The 21,423-nt window shown below is 26.3% G+C and carries 24 protein-coding genes; 20 read left to right on the top strand and 4 right to left on the bottom strand.

The features are described from left to right. The 10 genes from secY to T324_RS0114555 all read left to right on the top strand — a co-directional run bounded on the left by secY (position 1) and on the right by T324_RS0114555 (position 6,875). Positions 1 to 1,341, top strand: a complete 1,341-nt coding sequence (gene secY, locus T324_RS0114600; RefSeq protein WP_028330934.1) for a preprotein translocase subunit SecY — start codon at positions 1 to 3, stop codon at positions 1,339 to 1,341. Positions 1,342 to 1,346: 5 nt separating this feature from the next. Next, complete coding sequence (gene infA, locus T324_RS0114595; protein WP_028330933.1) at positions 1,347 to 1,565, top strand: translation initiation factor IF-1; 219 nt, start codon at positions 1,347 to 1,349, stop codon at positions 1,563 to 1,565. A 25-nt stretch (positions 1,566 to 1,590) separates the two neighbouring features. Then, positions 1,591 to 1,707, top strand: coding sequence for a 50S ribosomal protein L36 (rpmJ, locus tag T324_RS0114590; RefSeq protein WP_008723415.1), 117 nt, complete (start codon positions 1,591 to 1,593; stop codon positions 1,705 to 1,707). Between the two features lie 22 nt (positions 1,708 to 1,729). Continuing rightward, complete coding sequence (rpsM, locus tag T324_RS0114585) at positions 1,730 to 2,119, top strand: 30S ribosomal protein S13 (RefSeq protein WP_008723417.1); 390 nt, start codon at positions 1,730 to 1,732, stop codon at positions 2,117 to 2,119. A gap of 16 nt (positions 2,120 to 2,135) precedes the next feature. After that, positions 2,136 to 2,546, top strand: a complete 411-nt coding sequence (gene rpsK / locus T324_RS0114580; RefSeq protein WP_028330932.1) for a 30S ribosomal protein S11 — start codon at positions 2,136 to 2,138, stop codon at positions 2,544 to 2,546. Between the two features lie 38 nt (positions 2,547 to 2,584). Next, positions 2,585 to 3,211, top strand: coding sequence for a 30S ribosomal protein S4 (rpsD, locus tag T324_RS0114575; protein WP_028330931.1), 627 nt, complete (start codon positions 2,585 to 2,587; stop codon positions 3,209 to 3,211). Between the two features lie 30 nt (positions 3,212 to 3,241). Next, positions 3,242 to 4,216, top strand: a complete 975-nt coding sequence (locus T324_RS0114570; RefSeq protein ID WP_028330930.1) for a DNA-directed RNA polymerase subunit alpha — start codon at positions 3,242 to 3,244, stop codon at positions 4,214 to 4,216. A gap of 23 nt (positions 4,217 to 4,239) precedes the next feature. After that, positions 4,240 to 4,626, top strand: a complete 387-nt coding sequence (gene rplQ, locus T324_RS0114565; RefSeq protein WP_028330929.1) for a 50S ribosomal protein L17 — start codon at positions 4,240 to 4,242, stop codon at positions 4,624 to 4,626. Positions 4,627 to 4,754: 128 nt separating this feature from the next. Further along, on the top strand, positions 4,755 to 6,269 hold the full coding sequence (gene rho, locus T324_RS0114560) for a transcription termination factor Rho (protein ID WP_028330928.1): 1,515 nt from the start codon (positions 4,755 to 4,757) through the stop codon (positions 6,267 to 6,269). Between the two features lie 24 nt (positions 6,270 to 6,293). Continuing rightward, the gene (locus T324_RS0114555) at positions 6,294 to 6,875 is read left to right on the top strand and encodes a Smr/MutS family protein (protein ID WP_028330927.1); all 582 of its coding nucleotides are present in this window, start codon (positions 6,294 to 6,296) and stop codon (positions 6,873 to 6,875) included. Here T324_RS0114555 and T324_RS0114550 read toward each other — a convergent pair. Genes T324_RS0114550 through fabZ form a run of 4 tightly spaced genes read right to left on the bottom strand, consistent with a single transcriptional unit; the run spans position 6,872 to position 10,113 of the window. After that, entirely contained in the window at positions 6,872 to 7,687 is an 816-nt protein-coding gene (locus T324_RS0114550; RefSeq protein ID WP_038375332.1) for a hypothetical protein, read from the bottom strand. The genes T324_RS0114555 and T324_RS0114550 overlap by 4 nt on opposite strands. Beyond that, the gene (gene lpxB, locus T324_RS0114545; protein WP_028330925.1) at positions 7,684 to 8,814 is read right to left on the bottom strand and encodes a lipid-A-disaccharide synthase; all 1,131 of its coding nucleotides are present in this window, start codon (positions 8,812 to 8,814) and stop codon (positions 7,684 to 7,686) included. The genes T324_RS0114550 and lpxB overlap by 4 nt, the downstream gene beginning before the upstream one ends. A gap of 24 nt (positions 8,815 to 8,838) precedes the next feature. Beyond that, positions 8,839 to 9,633 (bottom strand): acyl-ACP--UDP-N-acetylglucosamine O-acyltransferase, encoded by a 795-nt coding sequence (gene lpxA, locus T324_RS0114540; protein WP_028330924.1) that lies wholly within the window; start codon positions 9,631 to 9,633, stop codon positions 8,839 to 8,841. 15 nt (positions 9,634 to 9,648) lie between these two features. After that, positions 9,649 to 10,113 (bottom strand): 3-hydroxyacyl-ACP dehydratase FabZ, encoded by a 465-nt coding sequence (fabZ, locus tag T324_RS0114535; RefSeq protein WP_028330923.1) that lies wholly within the window; start codon positions 10,111 to 10,113, stop codon positions 9,649 to 9,651. Positions 10,114 to 10,318: 205 nt separating this feature from the next. On the opposite strand from fabZ, the gene cas10 reads away from it, so the two are divergent. The 10 genes from cas10 (at position 10,319) to T324_RS0114475 (ending at position 21,289) form a co-directional block, all read left to right on the top strand. Next, positions 10,319 to 12,790 (top strand): type III-A CRISPR-associated protein Cas10/Csm1, encoded by a 2,472-nt coding sequence (cas10, locus tag T324_RS17805; RefSeq protein ID WP_169730124.1) that lies wholly within the window; start codon positions 10,319 to 10,321, stop codon positions 12,788 to 12,790. 14 nt (positions 12,791 to 12,804) lie between these two features. After that, positions 12,805 to 13,455, top strand: a complete 651-nt coding sequence (gene csm2, locus T324_RS0114525; RefSeq protein WP_028330922.1) for a type III-A CRISPR-associated protein Csm2 — start codon at positions 12,805 to 12,807, stop codon at positions 13,453 to 13,455. A gap of 1 nt (position 13,456) precedes the next feature. Then, positions 13,457 to 14,227, top strand: a complete 771-nt coding sequence (csm3, locus tag T324_RS0114520) for a type III-A CRISPR-associated RAMP protein Csm3 (protein ID WP_245580737.1) — start codon at positions 13,457 to 13,459, stop codon at positions 14,225 to 14,227. A gap of 1 nt (position 14,228) precedes the next feature. Further along, on the top strand, positions 14,229 to 15,269 hold the full coding sequence (csm4, locus tag T324_RS0114515) for a type III-A CRISPR-associated RAMP protein Csm4 (protein WP_028330920.1): 1,041 nt from the start codon (positions 14,229 to 14,231) through the stop codon (positions 15,267 to 15,269). A gap of 12 nt (positions 15,270 to 15,281) precedes the next feature. Further along, positions 15,282 to 16,490, top strand: coding sequence for a type III-A CRISPR-associated RAMP protein Csm5 (csm5, locus tag T324_RS0114510; protein WP_028330919.1), 1,209 nt, complete (start codon positions 15,282 to 15,284; stop codon positions 16,488 to 16,490). Then, positions 16,484 to 17,263, top strand: coding sequence for a CRISPR system precrRNA processing endoribonuclease RAMP protein Cas6 (cas6, locus tag T324_RS0114505; protein ID WP_028330918.1), 780 nt, complete (start codon positions 16,484 to 16,486; stop codon positions 17,261 to 17,263). The genes csm5 and cas6 overlap by 7 nt, the downstream gene beginning before the upstream one ends. Positions 17,264 to 17,350: 87 nt before the next feature. Beyond that, on the top strand, positions 17,351 to 17,776 hold the full coding sequence (locus T324_RS0114495) for a hypothetical protein (protein ID WP_211232602.1): 426 nt from the start codon (positions 17,351 to 17,353) through the stop codon (positions 17,774 to 17,776). Positions 17,777 to 17,793: 17 nt separating this feature from the next. Continuing rightward, positions 17,794 to 19,101, top strand: a complete 1,308-nt coding sequence (locus tag T324_RS0114490) for a hypothetical protein (RefSeq protein WP_028330916.1) — start codon at positions 17,794 to 17,796, stop codon at positions 19,099 to 19,101. Then, positions 19,091 to 20,485 carry a CARF domain-containing protein gene (locus T324_RS0114485; RefSeq protein WP_028330915.1) on the top strand — a complete coding sequence of 465 codons (1,395 nt, stop codon included), beginning with the start codon at positions 19,091 to 19,093 and terminating at the stop codon, positions 20,483 to 20,485. Before T324_RS0114490 ends, T324_RS0114485 begins: the two co-directional genes overlap by 11 nt. A gap of 582 nt (positions 20,486 to 21,067) precedes the next feature. Continuing rightward, entirely contained in the window at positions 21,068 to 21,289 is a 222-nt protein-coding gene (locus T324_RS0114475) for a hypothetical protein (protein WP_028330913.1), read from the top strand. Positions 21,290 to 21,423 lie beyond the last annotated feature (134 nt).

Genomic DNA, 21,423 nt, shown 5'->3' with positions numbered 1-21,423 from the left:
ATGTTGAAATCATTAGCTAATATATTTAAGGTACAAGAGTTAAGAAGCAGGATTCTATTTACTATTTTAGCAATATTAGTTTATAGAATAGGAAGTCATATTCCAACACCGGGCATAGATCCTACAGCTTTATTGAGTTTTTTATCCTCATCGCAAGGCGGTGCAGGACTTTTGACTATAATGGATTTATTTTCAGGCGGTGCATTATTTAGATTTTCTATATTAGCATTAGGTATAATGCCTTATATTTCTGCTTCTATTATCATGCAGCTTCTTGGTGTAGTTATTCCTGCTTTGGAAAAAATGCAAAAAGAAGGGGAGAGTGGTCGTAAAAAAATAAATCAGTATGTTAGATATCTAACGCTTGTTCTTTGTATGATACAATCTGTAGCTATGGCTAGTTGGATACAGAGTATAAATGAAGGTGCTATGATATTTATGAATCCTGGTATAGGCTTCATACTTCTAGTAGTTGTAACAGCTACTGCCGGTACCATGTTCTTGATGTGGCTAGGTGACCAGATTACAGAACGCGGCCTTGGTAACGGTATATCTGTTATAATCTTTGCCGGTATCGTTGCTCGTATTCCTGCTGGTGTGTATGATGTTATACAGAAGAGAGACAGCGAATATTTGAATTCTTTAGTAATAGTTCTTTTCTTCATAATTTTTGCGATAGTTATATTCTGTGTAGTTTATGAAGAAAGCGGACAAAGAAGAATTCCTGTTCAATATGCTAAGCGTGTTGTTGGAAGAAAAGTATTTGGGGCTCAATCAACTCATATACCTTTCAAAATCAATCCGTCAGGTGTAATACCTATAATATTCGCTTCAGCTTTAATGGCTATTCCTGCTCAGATTGCCAGCTTAACTAGAGGAGTTCAATGGAGATGGCTTGATGCTTTACTTAGATTCTTCTCTTATGGTAGTTGGGCATATATAGTTCTTTATTGTCTTTTGGTTATCATGTTTGCTTATGTTTATACATCAGTACAATTCAATCCAGATGATATAGCAGAGAATCTTAAGAAATCAGGAGGTTTTATACCTGGTTACAGACCTGGTACACAGACTGCTGAATATCTTAAAACAGTATTAAGCAGAATAACTATAGGCGGTTCATTATTCTTAGCAGCTATAGCAGTATTTCCAGATTTAATGTCTAAGATTCCTATATTTGCTCCTTTCAGAGGTACAAATAATTCGCTTGTTTATTTAATGGGTGGAACATCTGTAATGATTAGTGTAAGTGTTGCTGTTGAGTTATTGAAGCAAATAGAATCCTATTTACAAATGCATAACTATGACGGCATATTAAAGAAATCTAAAGTTAGAAGGTAATCAAAATGGCTGAGAAAGAAAACATAGAGGTTGAGGGTGTAGTAGTAGAACCTCTTCCAAATGCTACTTTTAGAGTAGAATTAGAGAATGGTCATAAGATATTAGCACATATATCAGGTAAAATGCGTATGAATTTTATTCGCATACTTCCTGGTGATAAAGTAACTATAGAAATGTCTCCCTACGATTTAACAAAGGGTAGAATAATTTATCGTTATAAGTAAATAAAGTAAATGGAGATTAGTTACAATGAAAGTAAAAAGTTCTATAAAAAAACGCTGTAACGACTGTCAAATAGTTAAGAGAAAAGGCGTAGTTAGAGTTATATGTAAGAAAAATCCAAGACATAAACAAAAACAGAAGTAATTAATTTAAGGAGATAATTAATATGGCACGCTTAATGGGTGTTGAAATAAGAAATAATAAAAGAATAGAAATAGCCCTTACTGATATATATGGTATAGGACGTACACTTGCTCATGTTATTTGTGATAAGGCTAATATAGATTATTCTATCAAAGCTAAAGATTTAACAGATGCTCAAATTACTGCTTTAAGAGATGCTATAGAAGCAACTACTAAAGTAGAAGGTGATTTGCGTACAGAGCTTTATAACAATATAAAGCGTTTAAAAGACATTCACTCATATCGTGGAATGCGTCATATTAAAAGGCTTCCTGTACATGGTCAGCGTACCCGCACTAACTCTCGTAATGCTAGGGGCGGCGGAGCTAGAAAAGCTATTGCTGGTAAGAAAAAAGCACCAGGTAAAAAATAATTAATGGGGGAGAATAGTGGCTACTCAAAAAGGTAAAAAAACTCTAAAAGATAAGAAAATTAAAAAAGATAGAAAAGTTGAAGCTTTTGGTATAGTACATATAAAAGCTAGCTTTAATAATACAATAGTTACTATCACAGATAGAAATGGAGACACTCTATCTTGGGCTAGTGCTGGTTTAGATGGCGATTATAAAAGCAGTAAAAAATCTACTCCTTTTGCAGCTCAGGTTGCTAGTCAGAAAGCATCTGAAAAAGCTTATGCAATGGGTGTTAGAGAAGTAGAAGTTTATGTAAAAGGTCCTGGTATGGGAAGAGAAAGCTCAATCAGAGCAGTTGAAGCTGCAGGACTTAAAGTTAAACTTATTAAGGACGTAACTCCAATGCCTCATAACGGCTGTCGTCCTAGAAAAAGAAGAAGAATATAATTTTTGTATTTAAGTTGTAAAATAGGAGATAAATAATTATGGCAAGATATAGAGATGCTAGTTGTAGATTATGTCGCCGTGAACGTATGAAACTTATGTTGAAAGGTGAAAGATGTCTTACTGCTAAATGTGCTATAACAAAAAAGAGAGAAGTACCAGGTCCTGCTAACCGTAAAATGAAACAGTTATCAGAATATGGTATCCAGATGAGAGAAAAACAAAAAGTTAAACGTATTTACGGTGTTTTAGAAAAACAATTTAGAAATTATTATCATGAAGCTATACGTGTTGCTGGTGTATCTGGTGAAAATTTGCTCAGATTATTAGAATTACGTTTAGATAATGTTGTTTATAGACTTGGCTTCACTAAAAGCAGAAATCAGGCTAGACAGTTTGTTGCTCATGGTTTTATATCAGTTAATGGTAAAAGTATGACAATTCCTTCATACTGTGTTAAAGTTGGCGATAAAATCTCTTTCACTGAAAGAGGAAATGCTGTAGCTGAAGTAAAAAATATAGTAGAAGGTTTGAAAAGTGAATATGTTCCAGCATGGTTAAGTTTAGATCTTTCCAGCAAAACAGGTGAAATAGTTACTTTGCCTATAAGAGAACATATAGAGTATCCTATCAACGAACAGCTCATCATTGAGTACTATTCTAAGTAATGGAACTCTTTTATAAGGGGTATTATAAGAATGGCATTAAAAGAAATATTAGAATCTATTAGACGTCCTCATAGAGTTACTTTTGAAGCTAAAGATTTAACACCTAGTTATGGTAAATTTATAGCTCAGCCTTTTGAAAGAGGATATGCGGTTACAGTTGGAAATGCTTTAAGAAGAGTATTATTATCTTCTATACCTGGATATGCTATTGCTGCTATTAAAATTTATGGCGTAAGTAATGAATTTGAAAATGTTCCTGGAATGAAAGAAGACACAATCGTAATGATTATGCATCTAAAAAATGTAGTAGTTTCTCTTCCAGAACATTTGGACACTAAAACTATACACATGAAAAAAGAAGGTCCATGCGTTATTACTGCTGGAGATTTGGTGGAATCAGACTCTGAAGCTGTAGTACATAATCCAGATTACTATATAGCTACTATTGCTGAAGGTTATACTTTTGAAATGGATATTCAAATTGAAGGCGGATACAGTTATGTTCCTGCTGAATTGAATATGGAACTTGTAGAGGATGTTAATGCTATCGCTATAGATGCTATATATTCACCTATTTTAAGTGTTAAATATAGTGTTGATGATATAAGGGTTGGACAGCGTATAGATTACGGCAGACTTACTTTGGAAATTGAAACTAAAGGTAATGTTGCTCCGGAAAAAGCTTTATCTTGGGCAGCTAAAATATTGAGAGAAAACCTTACTCATTTTATGCAGCCGGAAGAGGCTAATGGAGATGATGGTAAAATAGAAGAAGCTCCTAAAGATTCTGTGCTTGATTCTTTAAAGGGTAAACATATAGAAGAAGTTGAATTCTCAGTTAGAACTGCTAATTTCTTAATGTCTTCCGATTTAAAAACTTTGGATAAGGTTGCTGTGAAAACAGATGCTGATCTTTTAAGACTTATTGGTGCTACTGAGATGATCATAGAAGAAATTAAAGAAAAACTTGCCGAATATGGTGCTCATCTTGGTATGAGAGGTTAATATAAACTTTTAAGGATAGTAAAATGAGACATAGAGTTACAGTAAAAAAATTTAATAGAACAAGTGCACATAAAAAAGCTATGCTTTCTAATATGCTTACTTCTCTTTTAAAATATGAGAAAATAGAAACTACTAAAGAAAAGGGCAGAGCTATAAAGCAATTAGCTGATAAAATTATTTATAAAGCTAAAGTTGATAATCTTCATAATAGAAGAACTATTGCTAAATATGTAAAAGATAAAACAGTGCTTGCTAAACTTTTTAAAGATATAGCTCCTAGATATGCTGGTAAAAACGGCGGTTATGTAAGAAAAATTTTATCATACAAAAGATTCGGTGATGCTGCTGATATGTGCGTAGTTATGCTTTGCGAATCTGACAGCTCTTCTGTTAAAACTAAAAATAAATAATTTAAATAAAAAAATCACATTATAAATCAATATAATAAGCAAATTAAAAAATAAATAATATTTATGTTTAAGTTATAGCGTTTAATCGCTATAACTAGACATTATATATTGTTTATGGAGGGATTATTATGGCTTATATAAAAAAACATGCTAAAACATCTGTTGAGAATGAAGAATTAGAAAATCCTACTGCTGTACAACAGCCTGTTAAGCCTAGAGCTATAAGAAAAAAGGTTGTTAAATTAGAAGCGAATACTGAAAATCAAGATAATGCAGAATCAAATAATATAGAAAAAGATGAATTAAATGCTCAGAAAGAAATAGTAGAAAGTGAAAACTCTGAAAAGAAAGTTATTAATAGACCTCATGATGTGCTTTATATCAGTAAATTGAGTTCTTTAACTTTTGAGGAGCTTTTAGAATTTGCAGAAACTTATGGTATTAAAAAAGATACAAGCAATAATATAAGACGTCAGGAACTTATGCATGCCATATTAAAGGCACAAATTTCTATGGAAGGTAAAATCGTTGCTGAAGGTACTTTGGAAACTTTGCAAGATGGTTTTGGTTTTTTACGTTCTAAAAACAGTAATTATTTAGTTGGACCTGATGATATATACATTTCTCCTGCTCAGATAAGACTTTTCGGACTTAGAACTGGAGATATTATTACAGGAGAAGTTAGACCTCCTAAAGATAATGTAGGTGAAAAATTCTTTGCTTTACTTAGAATAGAAACTGTAAATGGAGAAGAGCCTAATAATTTATATAAAAGACCTCATTTTGATAAACTTACTCCAATTTTTCCTAATGAACGTATAGATTTAGAGTTTGCTCCTAATAAAATTTCTACACGTATTATTAATTTAGTTTCTCCTATTGGTAAAGGTCAAAGAGGTTTAATTGTAGCACCTCCTAAAGCTGGTAAAACTATGATGCTTCAGGAAATCGCTAATGCTATATGTAAAAATTATCCAGATATTAAACTATTTATACTTCTTATAGATGAACGTCCTGAAGAAGTAACTGATATGAAAAGACAAGTTCCGGAAGCTGAAGTTATAGCATCTACTTTTGATGAAACTCCTGATAAACATTGTCAGGTTTCTGAGATGGTATTAGAGAAAGCTAAGAGATTAGTAGAAAATAAGCATGATGTAGTTATTATATTAGATTCTATTACAAGACTTTCAAGAGCTTATAACTTGGTAGTTCCTGCAAGCGGTAAGGTATTAACAGGAGGTGTAGATTCTAATGCACTTCATAAACCAAAAAGATTCTTCGGTGCGGCTAGAAATATAGAGGAAGGCGGTTCTCTTACTATAATTGCGTCTGCTTTGGTTGATACAGGCAGTAAAATGGATGATTATATTTATGAAGAGTTTAAAGGTACTGGTAATATGGAGCTTCATTTAGATAGAAGACTTGCTAATAGAAGACTTTTCCCTGCCATTGATATTGATTCTTCTTCTACTAGAAGAGAGGATTTACTTCTTAGTCCTGAAGAGATGAGCAAGATGTGGGCTTTAAGAAAGTTTATGCAGTCTCAGGGTATAGATGAAGATGAGATTATAGAAACAGTTGTTGATAAGATGAATTCTACTAAAGATAATGCAGAGTTCTTAAAATTATTAAATTCATAATATATTTATCAGGATTTTATTAATATGCCTACAAATTCTAATGAAGAAGAGGATAGAAAATTATTTGAATTCTATCTTAAGCATGGGTATTATCCTGATGATTTTGATACTTCTAAAAAAGAAAATACAATAGAAGAAAATATAACAACAAATAAAAATACTGACTATAAAAATTATCAAGAAGAATTAATTTATACTCAAGAAGATAAAGAAATGTTTCTAAGTGCAATTGAGAATCTCGATTGCACTAATCATTCTAAAAAATCTATTTATGATAAAAAAACAAATTATAAATTTAAACCTAATGTAAAAAATGCTATTCCAAAAGATAGACTTGATTTGCATGGAGATACTAGAGAAATAGCTTTGCATAAAATAAGAAAATTTATAGCTGAATCCAAAAAAAATAAATTAAGTCCTATACTAATAATTCATGGTAAAGGTTTTAGAAGCGAAAATGGAATTGCAGTTCTTAAAGATTTAGTTGAATACTATATTGCTACAGAAGGAAAACATTATATAAAATATTCTTCCAATGCTCCTTCTCATCTTGGAGGGGGCGGAGCTAAGATTATATATCTTCATATTGAAAGTAATAATAATTAATATTTATTATATACTGTGAAACTGAATTCCTGTTTGATTGGCAGTATTAGTTTAGAGTGGGTTCTGTTATTTTCATCAAATATTCTTAAGCATGTATGAGGGTCTAAATTCTGATTAAAAAGCCTTAAATCGCATAAAGCTAAGCCAAAACCAGCACTTTCTGAATTATCTAATTGCTCTATAAAGAAATTTTCAACCATATTCTTTTTATAATATTCTTCAAATGTAAGTCTTTTTGAATCTATTCTAGTTCTGCTAATCATTATGAGAGGTGCATCATTTATAACTTCAAATTCTATATTATTTTTATTTAATTTTATTAAGAATTTTATTATAAATTTCTTTTTTGTATCATTTCTGTATGAAAGCAGCTGTTGATATTTTTCATTATCTATATCTATATTGCTGTCCATATCTTTTATTAAATTATTTTCTAATTTTATTATATCTTTAAGAATTTTTTTTGATTCATCGTCTTTAAATGTATCAGAATATTCACTCATTATCTTATAATCATAAAAATATTCGTCAGTATCTATTTTTTGATTAAAATCTTTATGTTTTTGCCTCAATATCTTTATAGTTATTACATGTAAATATCTTGCTTTAATAGCATTTGATATAAGTTCCATTATAATATAACAAACATCATCATAATATTTTTCTACTTTATATTTTTTTAGTACTTCTTCTATTATGAGCATTATTTTTTGTTTGGTTTTATTATTTAACCAAATAATATTAAATTCTAAAGAAGATTTTTTATTTTTTTTTATATAATCTTTTATATCTTCTAATTCTAAATCAGTCATAATTGTATAATCTCTTTTGCTATACGTTCTAATACATTTTTTTCACCTAAAGTTTCTCTTACTCTAAGTAAATTATTGCTTACTTTTTTATAATATTCTTTATCAGTCAAGTATTTTATAATATAACTTGTAATAGCATTAGGATTGCAGTCATTTTGTAGTAGCTCTGGAACTGCCTCTTCATTAAGAAGTACATTTGGCATACCTACATATTTTATATTTGTAAGCAATTTACCAAGAAAAAATGTAATATGAGAGATTTTATAGCATATAACCATAGGTTTGCCATAACATGCAGCGAGAAGACTTGCTGTACCGCTAGACATTATCAAAGCATCAGAATATGAATAAACATAATCTTTATCATCTCCTAATAACAAAGAATAAGATATGTCTTTTAAAATATTATTATATTCATTTAATATTTTTTCTATAGGTTCTTTATATTCAGGATATGCTATTGGTATTATGAATCTTATATTAGACGAAAGCATATCATTAAGCATTTTCATAGATTTTATAAATACAGGTGCTAATTTAGTTATTTCTTGATATCTGCTTCCAAATAATACACCAACTGTATATTCTTTTTTAGGCATATTTAATTCTGGTATTGTTTTATTATATTCTAAATCAGCAAAAGGATGCCCGCTATACATTACATCGCATCCGTATTTTTTATATACTTCATAATCAAATAAGAAAGGTGTTATTATTTTTCTTGCCGAAAGCAGCTTTTTTGCATTCCAAGCCCCCCAGATTCCAACATGCGGAGGAAAATAGTATACATATTTTATATTATTAGCCTTGCAATATTTAGCTAATAAAAGATTAACACCTTGATTATCAACTAAGAGCATTATGTCTACTTTATTATTTTTAAGATATTCCTGCAAAATGTTAAACGCACCTAGTTTTTTAAATGCATAAACAGGATTAGCACCCTCAAAAATTCCCATGGTTGATAATGTAGACATGTCAGATAATATATTGACATTTGCTTTTTGCATTTCTACACCGCCGAAACCATCTAAAATAACATCAGGTTTTAATTCTTTTAATTTTTTTGCTAATAAGGCACCTTGAATGTCCCCAGATACTTCTCCAGTAGCTATAAATATTCTCATATTTTTTTACGTTTGTTTTTATTTTTATACAGTTTTTTTAGGGGTAATACCGCGTTTGGCCTTGGATATAAATATAACAATATCTTTAGCTATTTCATTTAATGAACTATCATTTAAATATGTATCTAAAAATTCCTGTTTAGTTTTATTCCAATTATACCACATATCATAAGCTTCTTCAGCTTGAGATATTTGCTCAGATGTAAACCCTGCTCTTCTCATTCCTACTAAATTTAACTTATAAATAATTGCTTCTCCAGCATGAGCAGTTAAAGCAAAAGGTAGTATATCTCTTCCCACAGCAGACATTCCGCTAATCATAGCATATTGTCCTATAGCACAGAACTGATGAACTACACAGTTTCCAGATATAAATGCTCCCTTTTCTACTCTTACATGACCGGCAACCAAAGCTCCGTTACATATTATAACATTATCATGTATTTCACAGTCATGTGCCACATGCCCAGTAGCCATTATATAACAATTGTTTTTTATAATAGTTTTTCCATTTTCTTTACATGATCTATGAAGATTGGCAAATTCTCTAATTTCATTGCCGTCACCTATCTCAAGAAAACTGATTGTTTTTCTATCAAAATGTATATCCTGAGGTAAATTTCCTATAACCGCATGATCATGTATTATATTATTTTTTCCTATAGTTGTGTATTCTTTTATTACAGAATGCGCTCCTATAGTTGTATTTTCACCTATACTAACTTCACCTTCTATTATAGCATAAGGACCTATTTTTACATTATCTGCTATTTTTGCAGATTCAGAAATAATAGCAGTACTATGTATATTATTTGACATTTTTATTCCTATAAATTATTTTTCTATTTTCATAGCTTCTTTGTCAACTAAAAATAAACCTAAATCAGCAGAGCAAGCTAATTTATCATTTACTTTAACTTCTCCATGAGTTTTAAGCAGATTATTGCTGAATGCTTCAACTGTAACAATCATGTCCATAACATCACCTGGTATTACAGGATTTTTAAATTTAACATTATCTATTTTTGCAAAGAACATAAATTTTTTGCCATATTCATCAGGTTTTAAAATTTTAGTGTAACAGTATATTCCTGAAGTTTGAGCTAATGCTTCAATCATTAAAACACCAGGCATAATAGGGCTTTCTGGAAAATGTCCTGTGAATTGAGGCTCATTAAATGTTACATTTTTTACAGCATGTATTTTACCTTCTTCAATACTTTCTACTTTATCAACAAGTAGAAAAGGGTATCTATGAGGAAGTAATTCCATTATTTTTGTTATATTAATTTTTTCCATTATTAAACAAATCCTTGATTAAAAAAAATTTAATACATTTTAAAGAAAATTATATCATATAACAACAAAGTTACAAGTATAAAAAATAATTAATATATACTGTATTAAAATAAAGTATTTATTTTTTATGTTAAATTATGAAAAAATAATTATAAAATATATATATATTGTTGACATCTCAATTTTATTTTATATACTTATTTTTATGTATAATGAAGATGATAAATATTGTAATTTTTTGTTAAATTCTCTTTTCTATGATATAGATGATATTATTTCATTTTTTGGCTTAGAGAGTAATATAGGGAAAAAGATTTCTGATTTAAAAAATATTTTAAATTATGAAAATAATGAAATATTAGAAAGTGTTTCAAAAATTCTTTATTCTATTATATCAAATAAAAATAATTTTGAGATTGATGTCTCTGAGAATAATGGAGCATTAAAATCTATATTTACTACATTTAAAAAACATCAATCTGATGATAAAAAATTAAAAAATATAAAATATTATCCTTTATCAGTTTTAGATAATGGCAGAGAAGATTTGAATGAAATAATATACCCTGATTTGAAAAAAGATTTTTTCAAATCAGGATTAGATTATAAAGAAAATTTTAATGAAAATGCTAATAAGACAAATTTAAAAGAAATACTTAATACAAAAAATATAAATGGTATTTTAAATGCATTATCAAATCTTTTTTCTTATGTTCCATATTCTAAAGGTACAGAATGTGGTATAGGAGATATATCTTTTTATGATAAATTAAAAATTAATACAGCATTATCTTCATGTTTGTATTTATTAAAGGATAGAGATAATTCATATAATGCTGAGGATTCTAATAAAAATCATTTTGTTTTACTTTCAGGAGATATTTCTGGAATACAAAAGTTTATATATACTATATCTTCTAAAGGTGCATTAAAATCTTTAAGAGCAAGGTCTTTCTATCTTGAAATAATGCTTGAACATATTGCAGACGAGATTTTAGAATATTTCCATTTAACAAGAGCTAATTTGCTTTATACCGGCGGCGGACATTTTTATATAATACTTCCTAATTTTGAAGATATAAATGAAAAGATAAGCAATATAATGCAAAAATTAAATGATTGGTTTATTTATAATTTTTCTATAGACCTTTATATTGCTATGGGAATAGAAGAGTTTAATTTTAAAGATTTGGAAGATTTTGCTTCTGTATTTAAAAAACTTTCTAAAAAACTAACTCAAATAAAACAAAGAAGATATTTTTATGATGATAATAATAGTCAGTTAGAAAATTTACTAATGCCTAAAGATAATCAGGCAGAATATGAATGTAGTATTTGTCATACTTCTTCTAAAACTACAAAAAAGACCGATTTTTTCTCTGCAGATAATGAAGATAAAGTTTATGCTTGTGATATATGTATTAATTTATGTAAATTAGGTAAATGCATGCTGTCAAAAGAAAAAAGCATCTTCATAATTAAAGATAAGTCCTTGATAGATAAAAATTATGCTGATGAAGCAGTTGATTTGCCATCTTTAGATTATGATAAAAAAAATGAAAAATCTAATAGATATTTCTATTTTGCAGATGTTAAAGATATTAAAAATATTAAAGATACTAATTTAGTAAGAGCTTATTCAAAGAATAATAATGATTATAATTATACAAATTTGTTTTTGGGAGAGTATAATTTTAAAGAAAACGAAAATGATAGAAATTTAATAGATTTTGAGACTTTAGTAAAAGGTACAGAAGATAATCCTACAGTTGGTATAAATAGGCTTGCTGTTTTAAGATGTGACGTTGATAGTTTGGGTGATGCTTTTATGAATGGTTTTAAAGGACATGCTGATATATTGAGAACTTCATCATTCTCAAGGCATTTAAGTTTATTTTTCAAATATTATATTAATTGTGTATGTGAATGTAATACTAATATTTCTGATTATAAACCATTTGGGAATTTGTATAGTAATGAGAAAAAATATAAAAAACGTATTGTTATAGTATATTCAGGCGGAGATGATGTGTTTTTAGTTGGTCATTGGCTTGATGTTCTTAATTTTACTTTAGATTTAAGAGAAGCATTTAAAAAATACACTAATGATGAACTTACTTTTTCAGCTGGTATAGGTTTTTTCCATAATAAATACCCTATATCTAAAATGGCATCTCAAACAGGTGAGCTTGAAGATTTAGCTAAAAAAAATGAAAACGGTAAAAAGGATTCTGTTGCTTTATTTGGAATACTGCAGGAAGATGAATCTAAATATGTATTTAGTTGGAATGAGTTTGAAAAAGTTAAAGAAAAAATAGATTTTTTATTTTCCGTGGGATATTTTTCAAAAGATGCTAAAGAAAAAGATATTAAAGAAAAGATTTTTTTATCTTCTTCTATGATATACAGATTAAAACAGCTTATAGAATTTTATAATAAAGATGAAGGTATGAATATAGCTAGGCTTGCTTACTCACTTGCAAGAATTAATTATAATAATGCCAATAAGGAAAACTATAATAAATTTAAAGATACAATATATAATTGGTTTACATATCAATCTAAAGAAAAAGATAAAAAAGATGAGAATATTGAAAATGAAAAATCCTTTAATAAGGAAATTAAATATTTAAATATTGCTTTAGATTTAATAATATATTTATTTAGAAAAGAATAATTACGGAGGAGTTTATGTCAGATAAAAATGCAGAAGCATTAAATATATCAGAGGCTAAATATTTTGTTTTAAAATATTTGATAATTTTTAAATATTTTAAAAATTCTAAAGGAGAAAGTTATAAAAAAACTCATAGTTTTATAACAACTAACCAAATAAGAAAGTTTTTATCTGCATTTATAAGGATCAGTAATAAAATAAAAAATGCTCAGTTATCTTTAAATTCTTATTTAGATGATGAAGATGAATCAAAAGAATTAAATAATTCTAATGAAGAAAAAAGTTCTGATATTATTAATGATATTATTAAAGAGATAGAATATATGAATATACAGCTTGTATATTTAGTAGGTAGAAATAAACAAGATAATAGTAAAGTAAATATTAGACCTAATAAAGATGCTGATAGTGAAGATGCAGAAAACAATAGATTGCATGAAAAGGATATAAATGAGCATATAAATCCAAATTCTCCTTTTGCTATAAGAATAGGAAATAAAAAGGGAATAGAAGCTTTATATATGAGAATACAAAAAAATATAGAAAATATTATAGACAATAAAGAAAAAAACTTCGATGAATTATTCAAAAATTTTGATGAATTATATAAATATATAGAATCAATAGTAGCTTATCATAAATTTTATGAAGTGGAGGGGGAATGATATGTTATTGAAATTTAAAATTTCTGCTAATATGACTTTATTAACAGGTATGCATATAGGAGCTTCTAATGATTTCTCTCCTATAGGTGCTATTGACAGTCCTGTAATAAAAGATCCTATAACAAAACAGCCTATTATACCAGGTTCATCTATTAAAGGAAAACTTAGAACTTTAATGGCTAAGCTAATATCTAATAATAATAAAGATTATAAGATAACAAAATGTGATGATGATCCTGAAGAAATAAAAGTATTATTTGGTTCTTCGGAACATGAAAGCCGACTACAGTTTTATGACTTGTTTCTTAAAAATCCAGGCAAATTAGAACAAAAAAATTTGGATTTTATTTATACTGAATCTAAATTTGAGAACTCTATAGATAGAATAACATTAGAGGCTAATCCAAGACAATTAGAAAGAATACCTGCAGGTGCTGTATTTAATTTTCAATTTATATATAATTTTTGTTATACTAATAATGAAAATGTTGATAATGATGTCATTAAGAAGGATTTTGAGTTTATATCAAATGCAATAAAAGCATTGCAATTAGATTATCTTGGAGGAAGTGGAAGCAGAGGATATGGAAAAGTATTATTCAATAAGTTTAAAGTTATAAATCCTGATTTAAAAAATTACAATATTGATAAAAAAGAATTTGAAAGTATTAATAGTGATAAAATGCGTTCTCTTATAGAAGAATCACTTAAAGATTCAGAATTATTTATAAAGCAATTAATAGAAGCTGAAAATAAAAAAACAAATAATTAATATGAAGTATAGATTATATAAATTACAATTTTTATCTCCTATTCATTTTGGAAGTGATACAGTAGGAACTAGTTTAGAAGAAGCAGACTTAATTTGTCATAGCGATACTTTTTTTTCTGCATTATGTTCTGAGTATATTAAATTAAATGGTTATAAAACTTTGGATGATATAGAGTTTAAAAAATTATTTGATAATAATGATTTACTCATATCTTCTTTGTTTCCATATAAAAATAATAGTTTTTATATTCCAAGACCTATGATTATATCTGAAAAAAACACATCAGATAATAATACAGATAATTCTGAAAAAGATAAAAAACATGATAGAAAAGCTATGAAAAAAATATCATATATACAAATCTCTCATATTCAAAACTATTTAAAAGGCGTTAAAAATAATGATAATAGTTTTTTGGACTTTTTGGAAAATATTAAAGAATTAGAAGACTATAATAATTTTGCTAAATATAGTTTGATTCAAAAAGTAGGATTAAGAAATAATGATGAAAAAAATGCATTATATGATGTTGGAGCTTATTATTTTAATGTAGGATGCGGACTTTATTTTATACTTGGATATAAAAGTGACAGCAATTTAAAATTATTTGAAAGTGTTTTAGAAAGTCTTAAATATTCAGGTATAGGCGGAAAAAGAACTTCAGGATATGGTTTATTTGAGTATAAAGTAGAAGAAGACATTAATATGTTTGAATTTGAAAACAAAAATGAAAGCAATTATAAGATGCTTCTTTCTTTATATTCTCCTTTTGATGATTCAAAAGAAGATAAGCTATGTGAATTAAGTAATATAGATTTCAATAAATCTTATTATTCTTTGATTAAAAGAAACGGTTTTATATATTCTCCTATACATGGAAAGAATTTAATAAAGAGAAAATCTTTATCTATGTTTAAAGAAGGTTCTTGTTTTTATGTTAAAGATGATATTAAAGGATATGTCTTAAATGTAAATAACAAAGATAGACAAGGCAATGTTTACAGATATGGTAAGGCTTTATGTATTTATATTAATTTTTAATTGGATTTATATATGAATAATGGATTTAAAATTGCTGATAATAAAACTTATTTAATGAAATTAACTACTTTATCTCCTGTTTTTATAGGAAGCGGTGAGGAAGTTAAGAAGAATGGATATATCTTTGATAATAATAAAATATTTATGGTAGATGAAAATAAATTGATAGATTTTTTATATAGCAAAAAGTATGATATAAAGAAATTAACATCTGATTTTTTTTCAAAAGATTTTACAATTAAAGAATTTATAAGGAAATTCATTAAGAAAAAATTTAATGAGATAGATATTTATAAATATATAATAGATGGAGATATATCTAATAATATAAGTACTTTTATTAAATCATCAAATGGTAATCCTTTTTTTCCTGGAAGTAGTATAAAAGGAGCTATTAGAACAGCTATTATCGCTTGTGAAATTATGGATGATAGAGATAAAGTGTATGATTTTATAAAAAAAGAAAAAATAGATATTTTTGGATCATCTTCTTCAAAAATAGAAAGCTTTATTATATCAGAGATGGCATCTAAATATAACTTCAAAGAAAATTCTGAAAATAATATATTTAATTTAATAAAAGTTGAAGATTCAGGAGATATTTTAGAAAAAGAAAAAAAATTATTTGTTTCAAAAAGAATTGATTTTAGTACTTATGAGAGTAACTTCAATAAAATGCCTAAATCTATTGAATTTATAAAACCAAATGTTAAAACTTTTTTTACTATTACAGTAGACAAATCAATTAAATATTTTGATATGAATAATTTACTTCTTATTTTGTCTAAATATTTTAATTATCAGTTTGAATTTTATACAAAAGCATTTCCTGATATTAATGAATGCCTTAAAGTAAGCTCTTTAGATTCTAATAATAATTATATATATTATAAAAAGTTTTTATCACTCGATGATTGTAAGCCTAATATTTTTTTAGGTGGAAATAATGGTTATTATTCTAAAAATATTTTTTATTCTATGTTGCTTGAAGATTTTAATTATGATTATTATATGAATAAATTAAAGGAACATTTTGACAAAAATAGTAAACATAAACATAGAATGAAAGATACTGAAATTTCTCCAAGAACATTAAGACTTTGTAAATTGGATAAAGAGTATATTAAGGATGATAAAGAATATAAAACTTTAGATGATTATGAAGAATTATATATGAATATAGGAATATGTAATTTACAAATAGAAAAAGAATTATGCTAGCTAGTTTAATCATAAAAATGAAACCCAGAGATGATAATGCGGTAATAAAAAAAGATTACGGCAGTTTGTTTCATGGTTATATGTATTCGAAATTGGATACTAATTATGTTGAAAAACTTCACAGTTTAAGACTTAATCCTTACAGTCAGTATTCTTATTTTGATAAGAAAAATAATGTTTATATATGGAAAATATCTACTTTAAATGAAGAAGCTAAAGAAAAAATTATAGATAGAATGTTTGATGATAATGTAAACTCTTTTGCTTTGACATATCATAATTTAAAAATCGATATTATTTCCAAAGAAATTATCGATGTTCATAGTTATAAAGATATTGCCGACAGATATTTTTTATCTGATGATACAGTGAGAACTGCTGATATTAAATTTTTAACTCCTACTACTTATAAAGTTCATGGACATTATACTATTTTTCCTTATTTGAGTAATATGTTTATAAGTTTATATGATAAATGGAATTATTACAGTAAAGATATAACTTTAAAAGAAGATAAACTTATACACAATATAGTTAAAAATGTTGAGATGGTTAAATATAATTTAAAAAGTACTCATTTTTGTATGGAAGGTGTTAAGTTGGATTCTTTTATAGGCGATATTAAACTTCATTGTTTTGGGGATAATATGCTTGTAAATATTTATAATATGCTTCTTGATTTTGCTAATTACTCTGGAATAGGAGCAAAGACTTCTGTCTCTATGGGAGGAGTTTCGATATCTAGGAATTATTATAAAACTAATAAAAAGTAGTGAAGGTATATTTTATGTCAGAAAAAAATAATGATAATCATAAAAAATATGTTTTATTTACTCCTGTTGGCGGAAATGATCCTGTAGGTGACGAAGTATTATAAAGATGATATGATTGAAGAAATAAAGAAAAAATTGAATGAAGGTAAAATTAGTCAAGATAAAGCAGATGAATTAATAAAATATATAGAATCAAAGAGAAGTAAAGAACCTATATTTATGGAAGGAGCTATACTTCATATTGTAAGACATTATAAACCGGAGTGTGTAGTCCTTTTTTTTACTAATTCTAAAGAAGAAGTAGATGAAAAATATGATATATTAAAAGATAATATCCAAAAATTATCTAAAGATTGTGAAATTATAAAGATAGAAGATTTTGATAAAGACTATATACATGATTGGAAGCACACTATAGATAATTTTAATGGTAAACTAGAAAGTATACCTCAAAAATATAAAGGGCATAAAATATTAATTAACATAACTTCATTACCCCTCATATTAATTTAAAACTTTGCTTGGAGGCATTGAATAATGATAAATTAATTCCTGTGCAGGTGTTGGTATCCCTTGATGATTTACACACAGGAGAAAAAAATGTTAAAAGAGAAGTCTGTAAGATATATGAAGAGTATGAAGAAATTGTTAGAAGATGTGTGGAACCTGACATACATAGTATAAGAAAACCTAAGATAAAGTCTCAATTACATTCATTAATATCTACAGGAGATGTTGATAAAAATGGTAAATATAATTATCATACGGCTTATAATTTATTAAAAAATGATAAGCATATAAAAAAGTCTCTGTTGAGTAAAATTGAAAATGCAAAGGATAGAGTAAATTTAAATTATAAAAATGATATAGAAGAATCTAAATTAAAAGAGATGAATAGATTTAGAGAATATTATTTTGTAATGAAAATAAAGAAAATAAAAGGAGAACTTTCTAATTTCATTCTTAGAATTACTCCTTTTATTACAGAACTTTTTTATTATTTTTTATCTAATTTAAATATTGAAGATTTAAAAGATGCTTTTGTACAAAAGGGAAATGATAATTATATAGACATTCTTAAAATTAAAAATATGAAATTACAAGAAAAAATTTCAAAATATATGTTAGAAGTTTATGTTAATCACAAATATACTCCTAAAGATCCATCATTAAAAGATGTTACACATTTATATTCTGAGATAAACAGTATCGATAACATTATATCAAATGTATATGAGAAAATAAAAAAATTATATTCTGTATCAAAGATGGATAAAAATATTTCTAAAGATTTGAGGACAGTAATTTTAAATATCTATGGCAATATAAATAATATTTGTTTTAATAAATATAAAATAGTCAATTTACTTCCTAATTTGATTAACTATAAAGATGAATCTTCAGAAATTAATGATATATGTGATTTATATGAAAAATTAAAAAATAAATCAGAAATATTGGATATAGCAGATAGTTATTCAAAAAAAGTTTATGCTACTATACAGCATTTATTGATAATGTTTGAATGTTATAATAATAATTATTTGAATATTTATAGACTATTTGAAGATTTTAGGTCTATAGAGCATAAAGTAAGACATGAAGTTGCTCATAAACTTGTTAATATTGATGAAGATGATATTATACGAAGTGTAGGATTATCATCTGATATGATATTGGATAAATGCGATGAATTATTTAGGTTAATATTTGTCAATGAACTTTCAGATAATGATATTGGATATGATGGAAAATTAAAATTTGATTATAATTGTATAATTAATAAAGATATAGAAAAATTATCAGAAGAACCATTGGAGAAATATAATGAACAGTAAATATATATTGTTTTCACCTGTAGGTTTTAATGATCTTATAGGAAATAAATTAAGGATTAATGAAGTTAAAGATAAATTGAATTATGATTTAAAAAATGATAAATTAGCTTGTTATGAAAAAGAAATACAGTCAATGATTGATTATCTTGAAGAAAATCCTAATGCAGATAAAAATACTGAAGGAATGATTCTTTCTATAGTGAGAAAATATAAGCCTGCTAAAGTTTTACTTTTATTTACTCCGGAGATGATAAAAAAGGAAAATAGTGAAGGTGTTAATATTTTTGATATTTTCAGAAAAGAGATTACTAAACGTTCTGAAGAATGTATAGTAGAAAAGAAATTAATAAAATACCATAACACGTTTGATTTTGATATTGTATCTGAAGATGAGGAATCTTTTTATGATATGATAAGTGATCTAAAAAAAGGATATGAAAATTTTAAAATATTAGTCAATATAACTTCATCTACAGCACAAATAAAAACTAGAATTGCTTTGGAATGCATTAATAGTGATGTTAATGTTATTCCTATTTATTTGGCAGATCCTTTAAGAAAAAAAGACAATTCTGTTAAAGCTAATAGGATGCCAAAAAATCAGACAACTAGTGAATATGAATATAAAGAACCTGAAAAAAATAATAAGTTAGATCGTTTAGATAATATTAATACTATATGGGAAGAGTATGAAGAATATACCATATATAGGGAAAATAATATTGCAGAAAAGGATGATATATATGATAGAAAATATATTATTCCTAAATTATCTGTTTTAATACAGAATAAAATAGAAGCCCAAATGAAAGCTTTGCTTGATAACTCTTATGAATATAAAGCATGTTATGATTTATTTAAAGATGATGAATTTATAAAAAGTAATTTTCCTGATATTTTAACTCTTTTAAGATATGCTGATTTAAGAGCTAATCTGAAATACAGTGATAAAGAATTAATTAATGAAAATATTAATTTAAATGATGGATGTTTGAAAGAATTTCAAGATAAACTTAATACTCCAATTGGTAATGAGAAAAAATTAATAGAATATTTTTATTTAATGAAATTAAAACAGAGAAGGGGGGATTTATCCGATTTTATATTAATGCTTACTCCGTTTTTAAAAAATATAAAGCATACAAGAGGAAATAATAAAATTATTAAATTTCTAGAAAATATAGAACATACATTGAGAAGGATAGCGGCACATAAAATGATTAATTTATCAGAAAAAGATATAAAAAAAGAAACTAATGGCAGTATGTCGAAAGATATAATTGAAAAATGTGCAGAACTATTAAAATTAATTTGCGGAAAAAATTTTGATAAAGAATATTTTGTTTATGACGAAATAAATAAAAGAATATTTGAAAAATTGTAATTATTTATTTGACATATTTTTAATAAATGATATATTATAATTAGTAAAATATTGTTCTTTAACCCAATCTAAATATTAATAAAAAGTTACAGAAAAATTGCTGTAGCTAGCCATTTAAAATATAAAATGGTTCATTAAACGTTTAGTAGTTCTTAGGAACTTCTAAATTTTAGAAAATTAAATTATTATTTAGAGAGGTTATCATATGAATATTGATTCTTTTTCAATTCTTAATAAAATTATCTCAAATTCGTTAAATATAATTCTATGCTTTGCGGAAAAATGTTGTTTTTATGGTAAAAATATTAATATTGCTATTGACTTGTTATATCTTTTTTGCTATAATGTAGTTATAAATAATAACTTGTATATTTTAGGTTTTTATCAATTTTTTATGAAAAAAGATATTGACTTTTTGAAATATATGGTTATAATTAATGATGTAAATAGTTCTTTAACCCAATCTAAATATTAGTAAAAAGTTACAGGAAAATTGCTGTAGCTAACCATTTTGAAAAGACAAAATTAGTTTCTTTTTTATTGGTTTTTATGAAGTTAAATTAATAATATTTGGAGGGTATTATGACTAACTATTTATTTTCTTCTAATCTTAATCACATTTATTTTGTGATATCAAATTTGCATCATGATAATAGTATTGTAAGAATATCTAAAAACTTAGTAAAAATCAAAAAGTACAGCAGAAATTTTATGCCTAAATCTTCAAACAGATCTCATGCGGATAAAAAGAGTTGTATTAAGAAAAATATATTGAAGAAAATGTCTAATAATGATCTATTTTAACTAATTATAACAAGTATTGTCTGTACCTATGTGCTTAGAACATTTAGGTACATAAAGGGTTAATTTTAAGGAGTTTATTATGAGTAATCCAGTATTAATCGTTAAGTTAATTAAAGTAGCAGCAGAGGTATTAG

The sequence above is a fragment of the Brachyspira alvinipulli ATCC 51933 genome (assembly GCF_000518245.1).
In the GTDB taxonomy this organism is placed as follows: domain Bacteria; phylum Spirochaetota; class Brachyspiria; order Brachyspirales; family Brachyspiraceae; genus Brachyspira; species Brachyspira alvinipulli.
Note: the sequence above shows the minus strand (reverse complement) of the source record. Positions and strands in the feature narration are given on the sequence as shown.